14 protein-coding genes and 1 tRNA gene are annotated in these 16,004 nt (G+C 71.0%); 3 read left to right on the top strand and 12 right to left on the bottom strand.

Features of this window, described 5'->3' with window-relative positions; genetic code table 11:
- Window positions 1-21: 21 nt before the first annotated feature.
- Both ACIBK5_RS10035 and ACIBK5_RS10030 read right to left on the bottom strand, forming a co-directional pair.
- A complete protein-coding gene (locus ACIBK5_RS10035) occupies window positions 22-2,247 on the bottom strand; it encodes an MMPL family transporter (protein ID WP_399018025.1) in 2,226 nt (741 codons plus the stop codon).
- 144 nt (window positions 2,248-2,391) lie between these two features.
- Entirely contained in the window at window positions 2,392-2,991 is a 600-nt protein-coding gene (locus ACIBK5_RS10030) for a TetR/AcrR family transcriptional regulator (protein ID WP_399018023.1), read from the bottom strand.
- A gap of 178 nt (window positions 2,992-3,169) precedes the next feature.
- Here ACIBK5_RS10030 and ACIBK5_RS10025 point away from each other — a divergent pair, with 178 nt between their 5' ends.
- Window positions 3,170-6,454, top strand: a complete 3,285-nt coding sequence (locus tag ACIBK5_RS10025) for a S41 family peptidase (RefSeq protein WP_399018021.1) — start codon at window positions 3,170-3,172, stop codon at window positions 6,452-6,454.
- Between the two features lie 63 nt (window positions 6,455-6,517).
- On the opposite strand, the gene ACIBK5_RS10020 is transcribed toward ACIBK5_RS10025, so the two are convergent.
- The 4 genes from ACIBK5_RS10020 to ACIBK5_RS10005 all read right to left on the bottom strand — a co-directional run bounded on the left by ACIBK5_RS10020 (window position 6,518) and on the right by ACIBK5_RS10005 (window position 10,134).
- Complete coding sequence (locus ACIBK5_RS10020; protein ID WP_399018019.1) at window positions 6,518-6,727, bottom strand: hypothetical protein; 210 nt, start codon at window positions 6,725-6,727, stop codon at window positions 6,518-6,520.
- A 76-nt stretch (window positions 6,728-6,803) separates the two neighbouring features.
- Window positions 6,804-7,688: an SDR family oxidoreductase gene (locus ACIBK5_RS10015; protein WP_399018018.1), complete on the bottom strand. Its 885-nt coding sequence runs from the start codon at window positions 7,686-7,688 to the stop codon at window positions 6,804-6,806.
- Window positions 7,685-8,617 (bottom strand): alpha/beta fold hydrolase, encoded by a 933-nt coding sequence (locus ACIBK5_RS10010; RefSeq protein ID WP_399018016.1) that lies wholly within the window; start codon window positions 8,615-8,617, stop codon window positions 7,685-7,687. The genes ACIBK5_RS10015 and ACIBK5_RS10010 overlap by 4 nt, the downstream gene beginning before the upstream one ends.
- Entirely contained in the window at window positions 8,614-10,134 is a 1,521-nt protein-coding gene (locus ACIBK5_RS10005; protein ID WP_399018015.1) for a flavin-containing monooxygenase, read from the bottom strand. Before ACIBK5_RS10005 ends, ACIBK5_RS10010 begins: the two co-directional genes overlap by 4 nt.
- Before the next feature lie 130 nt (window positions 10,135-10,264).
- Between ACIBK5_RS10005 and ACIBK5_RS10000 the strand changes: the two genes are divergently transcribed.
- Window positions 10,265-10,912, top strand: a complete 648-nt coding sequence (locus ACIBK5_RS10000) for a MerR family transcriptional regulator (protein WP_399018013.1) — start codon at window positions 10,265-10,267, stop codon at window positions 10,910-10,912.
- Here the strand turns inward: ACIBK5_RS10000 and ACIBK5_RS09995 are convergent.
- The 3 genes from ACIBK5_RS09995 to ACIBK5_RS09985 all read right to left on the bottom strand — a co-directional run bounded on the left by ACIBK5_RS09995 (window position 10,909) and on the right by ACIBK5_RS09985 (window position 13,087).
- Window positions 10,909-11,715 carry an exodeoxyribonuclease III gene (locus tag ACIBK5_RS09995; protein ID WP_399018011.1) on the bottom strand — a complete coding sequence of 269 codons (807 nt, stop codon included), beginning with the start codon at window positions 11,713-11,715 and terminating at the stop codon, window positions 10,909-10,911. The two genes, ACIBK5_RS10000 and ACIBK5_RS09995, sit on opposite strands and share 4 nt — an antisense overlap.
- Window positions 11,716-11,911: 196 nt before the next feature.
- Complete coding sequence (locus tag ACIBK5_RS09990) at window positions 11,912-12,439, bottom strand: DapH/DapD/GlmU-related protein (RefSeq protein WP_399018329.1); 528 nt, start codon at window positions 12,437-12,439, stop codon at window positions 11,912-11,914.
- Window positions 12,440-12,844: 405 nt separating this feature from the next.
- On the bottom strand, window positions 12,845-13,087 hold the full coding sequence (locus ACIBK5_RS09985; protein ID WP_399018009.1) for a hypothetical protein: 243 nt from the start codon (window positions 13,085-13,087) through the stop codon (window positions 12,845-12,847).
- A gap of 190 nt (window positions 13,088-13,277) precedes the next feature.
- Here ACIBK5_RS09985 and ACIBK5_RS09980 point away from each other — a divergent pair, with 190 nt between their 5' ends.
- Window positions 13,278-13,754, top strand: coding sequence for a GNAT family N-acetyltransferase (locus tag ACIBK5_RS09980; RefSeq protein WP_399018007.1), 477 nt, complete (start codon window positions 13,278-13,280; stop codon window positions 13,752-13,754).
- Window positions 13,755-13,819: 65 nt separating this feature from the next.
- Here ACIBK5_RS09980 and ACIBK5_RS09975 read toward each other — a convergent pair.
- The 3 genes from ACIBK5_RS09975 to ACIBK5_RS09965 all read right to left on the bottom strand — a co-directional run bounded on the left by ACIBK5_RS09975 (window position 13,820) and on the right by ACIBK5_RS09965 (window position 15,989).
- Window positions 13,820-13,893, bottom strand: a tRNA-Ala gene (locus ACIBK5_RS09975).
- Window positions 13,894-13,975: 82 nt separating this feature from the next.
- On the bottom strand, window positions 13,976-15,196 hold the full coding sequence (gene glpR / locus ACIBK5_RS09970; RefSeq protein ID WP_399018005.1) for a gephyrin-like molybdotransferase receptor GlpR: 1,221 nt from the start codon (window positions 15,194-15,196) through the stop codon (window positions 13,976-13,978).
- A gap of 172 nt (window positions 15,197-15,368) precedes the next feature.
- The gene (locus ACIBK5_RS09965; RefSeq protein WP_399018327.1) at window positions 15,369-15,989 is read right to left on the bottom strand and encodes a GNAT family N-acetyltransferase; all 621 of its coding nucleotides are present in this window, start codon (window positions 15,987-15,989) and stop codon (window positions 15,369-15,371) included.
- Window positions 15,990-16,004 lie beyond the last annotated feature (15 nt).

Genomic DNA, 16,004 nt, shown 5'->3' with positions numbered 1-16,004 from the left:
TTCGCTACGGACAGCGGAACGTCAGGCGCGTACCAGCTCCCGGTCCGTGTCCCCGCGGCCGGAGTCCGGGCGCAGGCCCTCGCCCTCGACGTCCACGTTGGGCAGGGCCCGGTCCAGCCACCTGGGCAGCCACCAGGCCTTGCGGCCGAGGAGGGCCAGGACGGCCGGGACGATCGCCATCCGGACGATGAACGCGTCGAAGAAGACCGCGATCGCCAGGCCGAAGCCGATCATCTTGACCATCGACTCGGACGAGCCGATGAAGCCGGCGAAGACCGCCATCATGATGACCGCCGCGGCCGTCACCACCCGGGCGCCGTGCCGGAAGCCCGTCACGATCGCCTGGCTCGGCTTCTCGCCGTGGACGTAGGCCTCCCGCATCCGGGTCACGAGGAACACCTCGTAGTCCATGGCGAGGCCGAAGACCACGCCGACCATGAAGATCGGCATCATCGACATGACCGGGCCCGTCTGCTCCACGCCCATCAGGTCCGACAGCCAGCCCCACTGGAAGACCGCGACCACCGCGCCGAGGGCCGCCATCACCGACAGCAGGAAGCCGAGGGCCGCCTTCAGCGGGACCAGGATCGAGCGGAACACCACGATCAGGAGGAGGAAGGCCAGGCCGACCACCAGGACCAGATAGGGGATCAGCGCGTCGTTGAGCTTCTCGCTGACGTCGATGTTCATCGCGGTGCTGCCGGTGACCAGGACGTTCGCGTCCGTGTCGGCCTTGATGCCCGCGCCGGCGTCCCGGATGCCGTGCACCAGGTTCTCGGTCGTCACGGAGGACGGCTGGGAGCCCGGGATCACGGTGATGGTGGCCGTGTCGCCGGCCTTGTTGGGCGCCGGCGGCGTCACCGTGACGACGTCCTTCAGGCCCTTGATCTCGTCGCCGACCTGGGTGAAGGCCGCCTTCGGGTCATCGCTGCCCTTCGCGTCGACGACGACCATCAGCGGGCCGTTGAAGCCGGGGCCGAAGCCCTCGGACAGCAGGTCGTAGGCGCGGCGCTGGGTGGTGGAGGTGGGCTGGGAGCCGTCGTCCGGCAGGCCCAGTTCCAGGCTCGACGCCGGGACGGCCGCCGCGCCGAGGCCGATGACACCGAGCAGCAGCACCGCGATCGGGCGGCGCACGACGAAGCTCGCCCAGCGTGTGCCCAGGTTGGGGCGCTCCGGCTTGTTCGACGGCTCCTTCGACGGGTTCTTCGAAGCCCGGCCGAACCGCTTGCCCTTCTCCCCCATCGGCTTCACCCGCCGGCCCGCGTAGCCGAGCAGCGCCGGGATCATGGTCAGGGCGATCAGCACCGCGATGGCCACCGTGCCGGCCGCCGCGATACCCATCTTGGTCAGCATCGGGATGTTGACGACCGAGAGACCCACCAGGGCGATCACGACCGTCAGGCCCGCGAAGACGACGGCGGAGCCCGCCGTGCCGGTGGCCCGGCCCGCCGCCTCCTCGCGGTCGCGGCCCTCGGCCAGTTCGGCGCGGTAGCGGGAGACGATGAACAGGGCGTAGTCGATGCCGACCGCCAGGCCGATCATCATCGCCAGGGTGGAGGTCGTCGAGCCCAGATCCAGCACACTGGCCAGCGCCGTGATCGCGGAGACGCCGATGCCCACGCCGATGAGCGCCGTCAGCAGCGGCAGACCGGCCGCGACCAGTGAGCCGAAGGTGATGACGAGGACGACCGCGGCGACCGCGATGCCGATGATCTCGCTGGAGCCGGTGTGCGGGACCGTCTGGAGCGCGTCACCGCCGATCTCGACGGTCAGCCCGCTCTTGCGCGCGTCCTGCGCGCTGTCCTGAAGGGCGTCGCGGGAGGAGTCCTCCAGCTCCATGCCGGAGACCTTGTACGACACCTGCGCGTACGCGATCGTGCCGTCCTTGCTGACGGCCTTCGCCTGGTACGGGTCGGTGACGCGGGCGACCTCGGAACCGTCGGCGAGTTCCTTGACGGCCTCCTGGACCGTCGCCTTGTTGCCGGGGTCGGTCATCTTCTCGCCGCTCGGCGCCTTGAAGACGACGCGTGCGGTGGCTCCGTCGGCGCTCGCACCGGGGAAGCGCTGTTCCAGCAGGTCGAAGGCCTTCTGGGCCTCCGTGCCGGGGATGGAGAACGAGCTGTTGCCCGCGGCGGGGGCGCTGGCCGCGCCGACACCGGCGAGGGTCAGCAGGGCCACCCATATCAGGGCGACGAAATGCCGCCGCCGGAACGAGAGCCGGCCGAGTTTGTAGAGGAAAGTGGCCACGAGGGCGTACTCCCGGTCAGGTCGTGGGGTGTTTCAGGGCAGGGGTGATCAGCCCGACGACGTGAGCGGCGATCGCGTCAGGTGCTGCGGTGGGGACTACTCAGGGAGTGGTTCAGGGATGGTTCAGCTGGTGGTTCAGCTGGTTCAGGTGGCGGGGATACCGAGGGCGGGGAGGACCACGGCGTCGATGTACGAGCTGAGGAAGGCCTGCGTCGGCGGCTGGTCGTCGATCAGGGTGCGGGTGGCGAAGGCGCCCACCAGCATGTGCACGACGTAGTCCAGTGCCGGGCAGTCGGCGCGGACCTCGCCGCGGTCGACCGCTCTGCGCACCACCCGCTGGAACTCCTCCATCTCCGGCTCGATGAGCAGTTCCTTGAAGGCCTGGAGGAGGTCCGGGTTGGCGTGCACCGCCATGAACAGGCCCCGCATCAGCGCGGCGTTCTGCTGCATGGCGCAGTCGTCCTCACGCGCGGTGAGGGCATGGAGGTCGCCGCGCAGGGAGCCGGTGTCGACGTCGGCGATGTCACCCGGCTTGTTGTGCCGGACCGCCTTCGCCACCAGCTCCGGCTTGCCGCCCCACTGGCGGTAGAGCGTGGCCTTGCTGGAGCGCGTGCGCGCCGCCACGGCGTCCATGGTGAGGGCGTCGTAGCCGACTTCCCGGAGCAGGTCGAGCACGGCCGAGTACAGCTCGGCCTCACGCTCGGGGGTGATCCGACTGCGACGCGGGGTGGCGACCTCAGTCATCTCTCTCACCTTCCTGCTCCGCACCGTGCTCCGAACGACACGGTTTCGTACGCGACTTCGTACCCGACGAATGTAGCGCAGCCTCCATGGAAACGAAACCGTTTCGTACGTGTGCTGCGTCACGGTGGCCTGTTTGTCATAACTTGCTGCGGTCCGCCCCCGGGCAAAGCATGGGGAGGTGAGCTATCTGCGTCTGCCGCACCTCCATGACGACCTGCTGTGCTTCGTGGCCGAGGACGACCTCTGGCTCGCCCCGCTCGACGCCCCCGGCCGCGCCTGGCGGCTCACCGTCGACCGCACCAAGGTGGGCCACCCCCGCTTCTCGCCCGACGGCCGCCACCTCGCGTACACGAGCTGGCGCACCCTGGTGCCCGAGGTCCATCTCGTCCCGGTGGACGGCGGCCCGGGCCGCCGGCTGACCCACTGGGGCAGCGCCGACACCCGGGTCTGCGGCTGGACCCCGGAGGGCGAGATCCTGGCCGTGGCCTCGCACGGCGAGCCCTTCTCCTTCTTCACCTGGGGCTACAAGGTCCCCCTCGACGGCACCCCGGGCCGCAAACTGCCCTGGGGGCCGGTCTCCGACATCCAGGTCGCGGACCTGGACGGCGAACGCAAGAGCCTGCTGCTCACCGGCACCCCGCCGCACGAACCCGCCTCCTGGAAGCGCTACCGGGGCGGGGCCATGGGCCGGCTGTGGCTGCACGGCGAACGGCTGCTCGAAGGCCTCGGCGGCCATCTGCACTCCCCCATGTTCGTCGGCGGCCGGATCGCCTTCCTCTCCGACCACGAGGGCGTCGGCAACCTCTACTCGTGCGCCTACGACGGCTCCGACCTGCGCCGGCACACCGACCACGAGGCCTTCTACGCCCGGCACGCCTCCAGTGACGGCACCCGGGTGGCGTACCAGTGCGCGGGCGATCTGTGGCTGGTCGACGACCTGTCGCCGGACTCCGAGCCGCGGCGGCTCGACGTACGGATGGGCGGGCCGCGCGCGGGGCGACGCCCGTACCAGGTGGCGGCGGCCCAGCACCTCGACGGGATCTCGGTCGACGAGACCGGCCGGGCCAGTGCCGTCGTCGTACGCGGCAGTCTGTACTGGCTCACCCACCGCGACGGGCCCGCCCGCACCCTCACCGACACCCCGGGCGTCCGGGTGCGGATGCCGGAGATGCTCGGCGCGAGCGGGCGGGTGGCGTATGTGACGGACGCGGAGGGCGAGGACGCCGTCGAGATCGCCTCGCTGCCCCGGGCGTCCGGCGCCCGCGAGCCGTACCGGCTGGCCTCGGGCGCCCTGGGCCGGGTGCGCGAGCTGCTCTCGGACCCCGAGGGCGAGCGGCTCGCCGTCGCCTCGCACGACGGGCGGCTGCTGCTGATCGACGTCACCGAGGACTCGGACGGCGGGGTCACCGAGCTGATCCGGTCGATCAACGGGCCCGTGCGGGACCTGGCGTTCTCCCCGGACGGGGCGTGGCTGACCTGGTCGCATCCGGGCATCGGGCGGACCCTGCGGCAGATCAAGCTGGCCAGGATCGAGGGGGGTGTCGTCATCGACGTCACCAACGGCCGTTTCGAGGACGAGAACCCGGTGTTCACGAGTGACGGCCGCTACCTCGCCTTCCTGTCCTGGCGCGGCTTCGACCCCGTCTACGACGTGCACACCGGCGACCTGTCCTTCCCGCTGGGCTGCCGCCCCTACCTCGTGCCGCTGTCCTCCGCTACGCCCTCCCCGTTCGCGGTGAATCCGGAGGGCCGCCCGGCCGCCGGAGGTCTCGACCCGGTGGAGGACGACGAGAACGGGGACGGCGGGGCGGTGATCGTCGAGGCCGAGGGTCTGGAGAGCCGGGTCACGCCCTTCCCGGTGGCCGCCTCCAAGTACTCGGCGCTGCACCCGGTCGCGGGCGGCGGGCTGGTGTGGCTGCGCTGGCCGATCTCGGGCGCGCTGGGCGAGACGTTCGCCAACCCGGACGACACCAGTGGCCGGCCGACCCTGGAGCACTTCGGCATCACCAAGGCCAAGAGGTCCGAACTCGTCGACCATCTCGACTGGTTCGCGGTCAGCGGCGACGGCAGCCGTCTTGTCGTGGTCGACGAGGGCGAGCTGCGCGCGGTACCGGCCGTCGAGTCGGGCGACGCCGACTCGACGGTGTGGATCGACGCGCGCCGCATCCTGCACGTGGTCGACCCGGCGGCGGAGTGGCGGCAGGCGTACGAGGAGGCCGGGCGGCTGATCCGGGCGTACTTCTGGGAGCCGGGCATGTGCGGCATCGACTGGGCCGGGGTGCTGGACCAGTACCGTCCGCTGGTCGAACGGGTCGCCTCACCGGACGAGTTCGCGGACCTGCTGCGCGAGGTGCTGGGCGAGCTGGGCACCTCCCACGCGTATGTCACCGCCGCCCGGCGCAACGAGGGCCCGCCGCACTACCAGCGCAGGCAGGGCCTGCTGGGCGCCAACCTCGTACGCCGGGACGGCGGCTGGACGGTGCTGCGGATCCTGGCCGGCGACTCCTCCGACTCCAAGGCCCGCTCCCCACTGGCCGGCACGGGCATCCGGGAGGGCGCGGTCCTCACCCACGTCGACGGCCGCCCGGTCGATCCGGACGCGGGCCCGTATCCGCTGCTGGCGGGCGCGGGCGGTACGACGGTGGAGCTGACCTTCGCCCAACCCGTCGCCCGCCGCCACCCTTCTGAGGAAGGCCCTTCGGGCCCTTCTGGTCTGGCCCGGAGCGCGGGCCCGCCCCGGCGGGTCGCCGTCGTGCCGCTCGTCGACGAACGGCCGTTGCGCTACCAGGACTGGGTGGCCAAACGCCGGACGGTGGTACGGGAGTTGAGCGGCGGGCGCTGCGGCTATCTGCACATCCCGGACATGGGGGGTTCGGGCTGGGCGCAGTTCAACCGCGACCTGCGCATGGAGGTGTCCCGCCCGGCGCTGATCGTGGACGTACGCGGCAACGCCGGCGGCCACATCAGCGAGCTGGTCATCGAGACGCTGAGCCGCACGATCCTGGGCTGGGACCTGACCCGCGACGCCCAGCCCGTGTCGTACACCTCGAACGCGCCGAGGGGCCCGGTGGTGGCCCTGGCGGACGAGGCGACCTCCTCCGACGGCGACATGATCACGGCCGCTTTCAAACTGCTGAAGCTGGGACCGGTGGTGGGGCAGCGCACCTGGGGCGGTGTCGTCGGCATGACCGGCCGCCACGAGCTGGGGGACGGCACGGTGATCACGGTGCCGATGAACGCGGCCTGGTTCGACGCCTACGGCTGGTCGGTGGAGAACAGGGGCGTCGCCCCCGACATCGACGTCCTGCGCACCCCGCTGGACTGGGCGGAGGGCCGGCACGCCCAGCTGACCGACGCGGTGGAGCTGGCGCTCGGGCTGCTGGAGAGCGATCCTCCGGCGGTGCCGCCGACGTACAGCGACGTACCGGACCGCTCCCGGCCGAAGCTGCCGCCCCGGGCCTGAGCAGGCGGGGACGTGAGGAAGGGGTGCCCCGCGCGAGGCACCCCTTCCGTTCAGCACGCGTCGTCAGGCGTCGAAGTCCTGGTCGAAGCGGTCCTCCTGCTCGCGCTCCCGCTCACGGTCACGCTGCGGGTGCTGCGGGTGCTGCGGCGAGTCCATGTCCTCGTCCCGCCGGCGGCCACGGCCCTGCATCTGGTCGCGGGCCTGGTCGGCCTTCTGACGGGCCTGGTTCTGCCACTGCTCGGACTTCTCCTGGAACTGGTCCTTCATACCCATGTGGGTTCACTCCCGTTGGGGGTGAGGGGATCTGGCTCGATCAGATTCACACGGGCCGTGACCCTGCGCATGTCGATCACTTACGGAGCGTAGTCCGCTGCTGTTCGTCGGCCGCTCCGCCCGCCCCGACGAGGCCCGTGCGCATGCCCGTCAGCCGGTCCGCGAACCGCCGCATCTCGCGCTGCCCCACCGTCCCGATGACCCCGGGCAGATAGCCGCGCACACCCTGCATGCCACGCAGCCACCACTGCCCGTACACATGGCTCGACCGGTTCTCGATCCCGGCCACCAGCCGGTCCACGGCCGGGCCCAGCGGATAGGTCTTGTTGGACGGCCAGGGCAGCCGCTGCCTCAACTCCCGCATGACGTCGTCCTGGTCGGCCCCGCGCACCATGTCGGTGTCGGTCCACGACAGATACCCGACGCCGACCTTCACGCCCCGGTGCCCCACCTCGGCGCGCAGGCTGTGCGCGTACGCCTCCACACCGGACTTGGACGCGCAGTACGCGGTCATCATCGGCGCCGGCGTGATCGCGGCGAGGGACGCGATCTGGAGCAGATACCCCCGGCTCCGCAGCAGCATCGGCAGGAAGGCGCGGCCGGTCACCGCCGAGCCGATCAGGTTGACCTCGATCACCCGCCGCCAGGACTCCGGGTCGGAGTCGGCGAAGGGACCGCCGGTGGCGACACCGGCGTTGGCGACGACGATGTCGACCCGCCCGAAGCGCTCCTTCACCTCGCTCGCGACCCGGGCCATCGCCTCGTGGTCGGTGACGTCGGCGTGCCAGTGGTCGCTCTCGCTGTGCAGCCGCCCGGAGACCTGCTTGAGCGCGTCCGGCTCCAGACCGACCAGCGCCACCTTCACCCCGCGCGCGGAGAGCTTGCGGGCCAGCAACTCCCCGACGCCGCGCGCCGCCCCGGTCACCACGGCGACCTTCCCCTCGAGGCTCACCCTGCTCATGCGCTCTCCTCGGATACGACCCGGACGGGCCGGATGTGTGCGTGGACGAGTTCCCGTATGCGTCGGCCGACCAGCCCCGGCGCCTCGATGGGCGTCATATGGCCGATGCCGGGCAGCTCGGTGAGCCCGGTGCACTGCGGCAGCGCGGCGGCCAGGCCCCGGGCCTGCACCGGCGGCGTCAGCCGGTCCGCCGTACCGACGACGACGGCCGTGGGCACCCGCAGCTCACGCACGCCGTGGTCGAGGTCGAGCAGGTCCAGGACCTGCGACCAGGTGTGGCGGACCTTGCGGGGGCAGGCGTGCACGATGCGGGCGCACGCCTCGACCATGTGCGGGGCCGAACCGGCTCCCATCGTCCCGTACTTGAGGATCCGGCGGGCCAGCGGTGTGACCGGGCCGAGCGGCGCCCGGGAGCCGAGGATCCGCCGCGTCAGCCAGGTGCGCGGCCGTCCGGCCCGGATCGGTACGACGGTGGAGGCGGCGACCAGCTGCGAACTGCCGGTGCTGCACAGCAGGACGGCGGCCGCGTGCGCCCGGAAGCCGGCCCGCTCGGAGGCCGCCATCACGGTCATGCCGCCCATGGAGTGCCCGGCGATCACGGCCTGTTCCCCGGGCGCCAGGGCGGCTTCGAGTACGGCCTCCAGGTCGTCGGCGAGCGCCTCGGCACTGCACGCGGGGCTCGCGGGGCTGCGCCCGTGGCCGCGCTGGTCGTAGGCGATGACCCGGTGGTCGGCGGCCAGTTCGCGGATCTGCGCCGCCCAGAAGGCGGTGGAGCAGGTCCAGCCGTGGGCGAGGACGACTGCGGGGGCGCCCTCGGGGCCGTGGATCTCGACGTGCAGCCGGGCCCCGTCGGCGGAGACGGCGGTCAGTTCGCGCGCGGGGGCGGGCGGGGCGTAGGGGCCGGAGTCGACGTGCAGGAGACGGCTCACGCGTCCACCCCGGCCTTCTCGGCTTCCTTCCGCGCGGGAACGCGCAGGACGTCGTACTCGGCGAGGTCGACCCGTCGCGTCGCCCGCCGGAACTCGCCCGTCGTGCCGGGCCAGATGGTGGTGTTGCGGCCGCTCGCGTCGAGGTACCAGCTGGTGCAACCGCCGGTGTTCCACACCGTGCGCTTCATACGCTCCTGCACCTGGTGGTTCCAGGCGCGTACGGCATCCGGCCGGGCGTCGAGGGCGACCCGCCCGCCGAGGACGTCGAGCTGGCGGACGTAGTCGGCCAGGTAGTTCAGCTGGGACTCGATCATGAGGATCATCGAGGAGTTCCCGAGCCCTGTGTTGGGCCCGATGATCGTCATCCAGTTGGGGAACCCGGCGGCGGAGGCGCCGCGCAGGGCCTCCATGCCGCCCTTCCAGGTCTCCGCGAGGGTCCGCCCGTCGGCGCCCACGACCCGGTCCGCGATGGGCATGTCGGTGACGTGGAACCCGGTGCCGAAGACGATCGCGTCGGCCTCGGCCTCACTGCCGTCGGCGGCGACCAGGGTCGATCCGCGGACCTCGGCCAGCCCGCTCGCGACCACGTCCACATTGGGCTGCGCGAGCGCCGGGTAGTAGTCGCTGGACAGCAGGATCCGCTTGCAGCCGATGCGGTAGTCCGGGGTGAGCTTCGCCCGCAGGGCCGGATCCTTGATGGAGCGGGCCATGTTGCGCCGGGCCATCTCCTCGACGAGGCCGAGCTGCTTCGGGTGCTTGGTGAACGCCTGCACCTGCAACTCCCGGATGCCCCACAGCAGTCCGCGCCGAATCTGCGAGGTGAAGGGCAACTGCCGGTGCAGCCACCGCTCGCCGTCGCTGATGTTCCGGTCGACACGGGGCATGACCCACGGCGCCGTCCGCTGGAACAGGGTCAGACGCGAGACGTCGGGCTGAATGGCCGGCACGATCTGGGCGGCCGAGGCCCCGGTCCCCACCATCGCGACGCGCTTGCCGCGCAGGTCGTAGTCGTGGTCCCAGCGGGCCGAGTGGAAGACCTTGCCGGGGAAGGACTCCAGCCCCGGTATCTCCGGCACCTTCGGATCGGACAGCGGCCCGGTCGCCGACACGACCAGGTCCGCCGACAGGTTCCCACTGGCGGTCTCGATGTCCCAGCACAGTCGCTCGGCGTTCCAGCTCATCCGCTTCACCTCCGAGTCGAAGCGGAGGTGCGGCCGCAGCCGGAACACGTCCGTGACGTGCTCCAGATAGGCGCGGATGTGTTCCTGCCCGGAGAAGGTGCGCGGCCATTCGGGGTTGGGCGCGAAGGAGAACGAGTACAGATGCGAGGGCACGTCGCACCGGCACCCCGGGTAGCTGTTGTCCCGCCAGGTGCCGCCGACGCTGCTCGCCCGCTCCAGGACGACGAAGTCGGTGACGCCCTCGCGGCGCAGCCGCACGGCGGCCCCCAGCCCGCCGAACCCGGACCCGACCACCGCGACCCGTACATGCTCGCGTTCGTGTTCGCGTTCGCCCATGCCGACACCTCCACACACCACGAGAACCATGCCAGTGAACACTGGCGCAATGGGAGCGTAGGGCAGCGGCGTACTGATGGGTAGGGGGCGGAACGAGGAAGTTACCCCTGGTACGCCTTAAGGTGCCCAGGTGGCCGAGAAGCGTGAATACCGCATGGAAGAGCTGGCCCGCCTCGCCGGGATCACGGTGCGCACCCTGCGTTTCTACCGCGAACGCAAACTGATCCCGCCGCCCCGCAGGGAAGGCCGTATCGCCTGGTACGACGACCACCACCTGGCCCGGCTGCGCACCATCACGGCCCTGCTGGAACGCGGCCACACCCTCAGCGGCATCGCGGAACTCGCGGAGGCCTTCGACAACGGCCGGGACGTCGGCGACCTGCTGGGCGTCGGAGGCGCCCCCACCGAGGAAGAGCCGGTCCACCTCACCCCCGAGGAACTCGCCGACCACTTCGCCGGCGAGACCACACCGGAGAACCTCGCCGCCGCGATGGAACTCGGCTACCTCGGCACCGACGGCGACGAGATCGTCCACATCAGCCGCCGCCTCCTGGACGTCTCCTCGGCCCTGGTCCACGAGGGCATCCCCCTCGCCGACGTCCTCGACGCCGCCAAACAGGTCCGCACCCACGCCGACGCCCTGGCCGAACTCTTCACCACCCTGGTCCTCCGCCACGCCTCCCCAACCGACCTCCCCCGCCTGCGCCCGCTGGCACGGAGCGTGGTGGAGGCGGAACTGTCACTGGCGCTGGACCGCAGAATGCGCAAGCCGTCCTAGGGCCTGTCGTACACCACGGTCACGGGCGCGTGATCGGACCACCGCTCCGCATGTGTGGCGGCCCGCTCCACGAACCCCTTGACGGCCCGCCCGGCGAGCCCGGGCGTGGCGACGTGGTAGTCGATCCTCCACCCCGTGTCGTTGTCGAAGGCCCGCCCCCGATACGACCACCACGAGTACGGCCCCTCGGTGTCGGGATGCAGGGCCCGCACGACGTCGACGTACCCCCCGTCACCGTCCTGGAAAACCTGGGTGAGCCACTCCCGCTCCTCCGGCAGGAACCCGGAGTTCTTCCGGTTCCCGCGCCAGTTCTTGAGGTCGGCCTCCTGGTGGGCGATGTTCCAGTCGCCGCAGACCAGGACCTCGCGGCCCTCGGCGGCGGATCGCTCCCTGAGGCCCTTCAGATAGGCGAGGAACTCGCCCATGAAGCGCATCTTCTCGTCCTGCCGCTCGGTGCCGACCTCACCCGAGGGCAGATAAAGGGAGGCGACCGTGACGCCCGGGAAGTCGGCCTCCACGTACCGGCCGCTGCCGTCGAACTCCTCCGACCCGAACCCGACCTGCACCCGGTCGGGCTCGCGGCGGCTGTACAGGGACACCCCGGCCCGCCCCTTGGCCGCGGCCGGCGCGTGTGTCACATGCCACCCCTCGGGCGCGCGGACGTGCTCGGGCAGCTGCCCCGGCTCGGCACGCACCTCCTGGAGGCACAGCACATCGGCGTCAGTCGCCGCCAGCCACTCCACGAAGCCCTTCTTCGCGGCAGCCCGCAGCCCGTTCACATTCACAGAGGTCACAGTGAGCAAAACACTCTCCAGAGCACAGGAAGACTCAGGAACGTTACTGGACTGCAGCGCCTTCCCCTGCCGGCGCCCAGCAGTCCGTCCGGTAGGTGGCAGAGGTCGGATGCGGTCCCACTGCCGGTCAGCCGGCCGGGCGCGACGAGGCATCAGGATCAGACCGCAGTGGTGCTGCGCACGCGGGCCGGCAGCCCGGCCGGGCTCAGTCGATCGTCTTGATCACCCGGGCGGGCACTCCCGCGACCACGGTGCCGGCAGGAACATCACGAGTGACCACCGCACCGGCAGCGACCACCGCACCGGCACCGATGGTCACCCCCTGCGTGATCACGGCAGCCGTCCCGATCCAGACGTCGTCCTCGATGATGATCGGGGCGAAGGAGAGGAACTCGCGGCGCTCGGCCAGTGGCAGTGGATGGCCTCCGGTGATGAGGCTGACCTTCGGGGCGATCATGACGCCGTTCCCGATCTGGATGCCTCCCTTGTCCATGAAGGTGCATCCCTGGTTGACGAAGACGTTCTTCCCGAACGTCGTGTTCAGCCCGTACTCGGTATAGAACGGCGGGTAGATCATCACCGACTCCGGCAGCCGGCCACCGAACACAACAGAAAGTAGTTCGGCGCGACCTTCGCTGTCGCTGAACGGAAGCACGTTCAGTCGAGACGTCGCATCGGTGACCTCCACGATCCGCTCCGCATGACGCGCGAACTCAGGTGTCCGGACATACATGACCTGCTCTGTGCGGGTAGACATGCGCTCATCCCACCACCGCGCGGAACGCTCGATCAAACAACCCTGCACCACGCCAGACACAACCAATGGTTGTGGAAGTAGGCGGGGAGCGTGGACGCTGGAGGGTTGCCGAGGTTCGTGACCGTCGCCGAGACCGGCCGGTTCCGGGCTGCGGCCGACGAGGGGGATCAGCCAGCAGTCGGTCGCCAAGCGGATCATCGAACGGGCCGAGCAGGCGGTGCACCCCGGAAGCCGTCCCTTGCGCACCGGTGCCCTCAATCGGCGCATCTCCGTGTGGACGCCGGACCGGGTAGACCGCTGACCACCCGACCGAATGAACGGACCCGCCCTAAGGGCATGCGCCGCCCTGCGGCACGTCAGACGCGGACTTACCCACGTTGATCAGTCCCAGAAGCTGCCGTACCAGGAGAAGTAGTACCCGTTCGTGTTCCGATAGCAGCCGCGCGTCGGATCGGTGGGGACGCCCTTGTGCACCTTGGCCTTGCGATCCTCGTCACACCGTCGTTCGATCTCGTAGAAGCCCGAACGCCACCACCGGGCCTGAGCGTCGGGCGGCGCGGCGACCCGCTCCCCCGCCGACGGCCCCGATGACGCCGATGACGCCGACGCTCCGGTCGCGGCCACCCCGAGACACAGTCCGACCGCGGCCAGACATGACACAGTACGACTTACCCGCATGCCATCCCCCGTTTCTCCACCGCACGCTGCGATACCGCGATGCTCCACACGCCCGGTGCGCGGTGTCACGCCCGAAACCGGCCGAACCGTCCAGGCCCCCGACCGACCCCGGATGAGCTGACATACGGTACTCAGCATGCATATACGCCGGGTCCCCTTCGACCACCCCGACGCCACGAAGCTCAACGACCAGGTCCAGGCCGAGTACGCGGTCCGCTACGGCGACGACGGTGACGCCACGGTCATGGCCGCGTCGGACTTCGTCCCGCCGAACGGCATCTACCTGATCGCCTACGACGCGTACGACTCCCCCGTCGCCTCGGGCGGCTGGCGCAGTCAGGACGCGAACGACGAGGGCAACCTGGACGGCGACGCCGAGCTGAAGCGGATGTACGTGGTCGAGCAGCTGCGCGGCCGGGGCCTGGCCCGTCGCATCCTGGCCGCGCTGGAGGAGGACGCCCGCGCGGCGGGCCGGACCCGCATGGTGCTGGAGACCGGCACGAAGCAGCCGGAGGCCATAGCCCTGTACACGTCCAGCGGTTACGAGCCGTGCGGGAAGTTCGGCTACTACCGGCACTACGAGTCGAGCCGCTGCTTCGCGAAGAGCCTCTGAGGCGTGGGCTGCTGAACATACGTCAGAGCCCCGGTCGGGATTCCCGACCGGGGCTCTGAGCTGCGTGGACCTGAGGGGATTTGAACCCCTGGCCCCCTCGATGCGAACGAGGTGCGCTACCGGACTGCGCCACAGGCCCTTGCAACGAGTGAAACTTTAGCACCCCGATCGGCCTGCTTGGAAATCCGTTCCCCAGGGGCGGTCACCTGCGGGTTCGGGGGCTACTCGTTGGCGGCCCGGGGCCGGTCGCCGTCCTCGTACTGGTCGAACAGCGGGGTACGGCCACGCTCCCGGGCCCGCCGTGCGGAGGCCGCGCGGCGGGCGTCGGTGCGCCCGTCACCGTCCGCCCGCTCCTCGGCGTGGGGCTCCGGCTCGCCGGGGCCCGCGGCGTCGGCCTCGTCCTGACGGTCCGGAGCGACGGCGCTGGAGCGTGCCGAGCTCCAGGTGTCGGGGGCCCCGAGGTCGACGTCGCTGGTGGCCCGGGGGGCGACCGGTGCGGTCACATAGGTCGGCAGGGGCACGGGCACCGGGTCCCAGCTGTCGCCCTGCCCGGGGCGCCGCTGCCGCTCGCGCTGCTGGTCGACCCACTCGGCGTGGTCGGTCTGCTCGACGAGTGCGCGCCGGTCGGCCGCGAGGGCGGACAGGCCCGGGTCGGTCACCGGCTCGGGTCCGTCCTCCGGTTCGTCGGCCTCCACATCGGCGCCGGCACGCCGGCCGGGCTGGCGCTGCCGCTCCCGCAGCCGCTGTGCCGCGAGCTCGGCCCGGCGGCGGTCCATCTGGTACGTGAAGCGGCGGCGCTCCTGGGTGCGCAGATACGCGATGTACACGCTGAGCATGACCGCGGGCACGCCGGGCGCCCACAGGAACGCGAGGCCTCCGACCGCGGCGACGATCGCGCCGAGAGTGAAGGCGAGGAACAGCATGGTGGTGGTGCGCCGACGGCGCGCGAGCACCTTCGAGCGCCGGGCCCGTGCCGCGGCCGCCTGAGCCTGGGGCGACGGGCGGCGCCGCGCGGCGGGCACGCGGCCCTCCGCACGACCCTCCCCACGGCCCTCTCCACGGGCCGCGGACGCCGCGTTCGGCGCGGGCGCCGGACGGGCCGACTGCTCCGACCGGGCCTGCTGCTCCGAGGCGGGCGACGGTACGGGTGCCTGGGTCTGGGGACGCGTTTTGGACACGGCGAAGGCCCGGACGTCCACCGAGTCGGTGACGGCGTCCAGGTCGTCGGCGCCCTGCTCCCCCTCCTCGGTGGAGCGCGCCCGCAGGTCCTTGGCGTACCGGCGCTCCATCCCCGCCCGGCCGGAAAGCAGCCGGATGGCGGTGCTGAAGCGTTCCGTCGGACGGGCCTCGTTCAGCTCGTCCTGCCTACGGAGCCACATCGGCACCAAGTAGGCGGCCCAGGCCCCGACAATGACTGCGTAGATGAGGCCGCTGCTGCTCACGTCTCACACCGTAGAGGGGTTTGCGTGAGGCCATCTGCCAATTGAGCCGGTGTGTCGCACGATCTGGCTGATATTTCGAACTTTTTTTGTGACCGATGCGATCAGCAGACCGCCCAGGCCGGGAATTCATTGCCCTGAGACGGTCACTGGCCGATCATTTTCGAACACATATTCAATTTCCGGGGCGATGCCGGATTCCCGGATTACTCTGCGATCGTGCCCGGTGCCAGCGCCTCAGCAACCCGTCCGGCACCTCTTCCGTCGTGAGGGCGAACACGAGGTGGTCGCGCCAGCCCCCGTCGATGTGGAGATAACGGGGCCTGAGCCCCTCCTCACGGAATCCGAGTTTCTCCACGACCCGGCGGCTGGGCCCGTTCTCGGGGCGAATGCAGACCTCGATGCGATGCAGCCCGACGGTGCGGAAACAGTGGTCCACGACGAGCGCCACCGCCGTGGGCATCACCCCGCGCCCGGCCACCGACTCGTCCACCCAGTAGCCGACGTGCCCCGAGCACATCGAGCCCCAGGTGATCCCGGCGACGGTCAACTGCCCCACCAGCCGCCCCTGGTACTCGATGACGAAGGGCAGCATCCGGCCCGCGTTCGCCTCCGCCCTCAGGTGCCGCACCATCTGGCGGAAGGTCGGGCGGTGCGCGAGCGGCCCGCCGGGCGCGGGCGGCGGAATGGTCGCCTCCCAGGGGCGCAGCCAGTCGCGGTTGCGCCGGTTGACCTCGCGCCACGCCCGCTGGTCGCGCAGCTTTATCGGCCGGAGGACGATGTCGCCGTCCACCAGCTCGACGGGCCAGGA

The organism is Streptomyces sp. NPDC050546 (assembly GCF_044457425.1).
Classification (GTDB): domain Bacteria; phylum Actinomycetota; class Actinomycetes; order Streptomycetales; family Streptomycetaceae; genus Streptomyces.
Note: the sequence above shows the minus strand (reverse complement) of the source record. Positions and strands in the feature narration are given on the sequence as shown.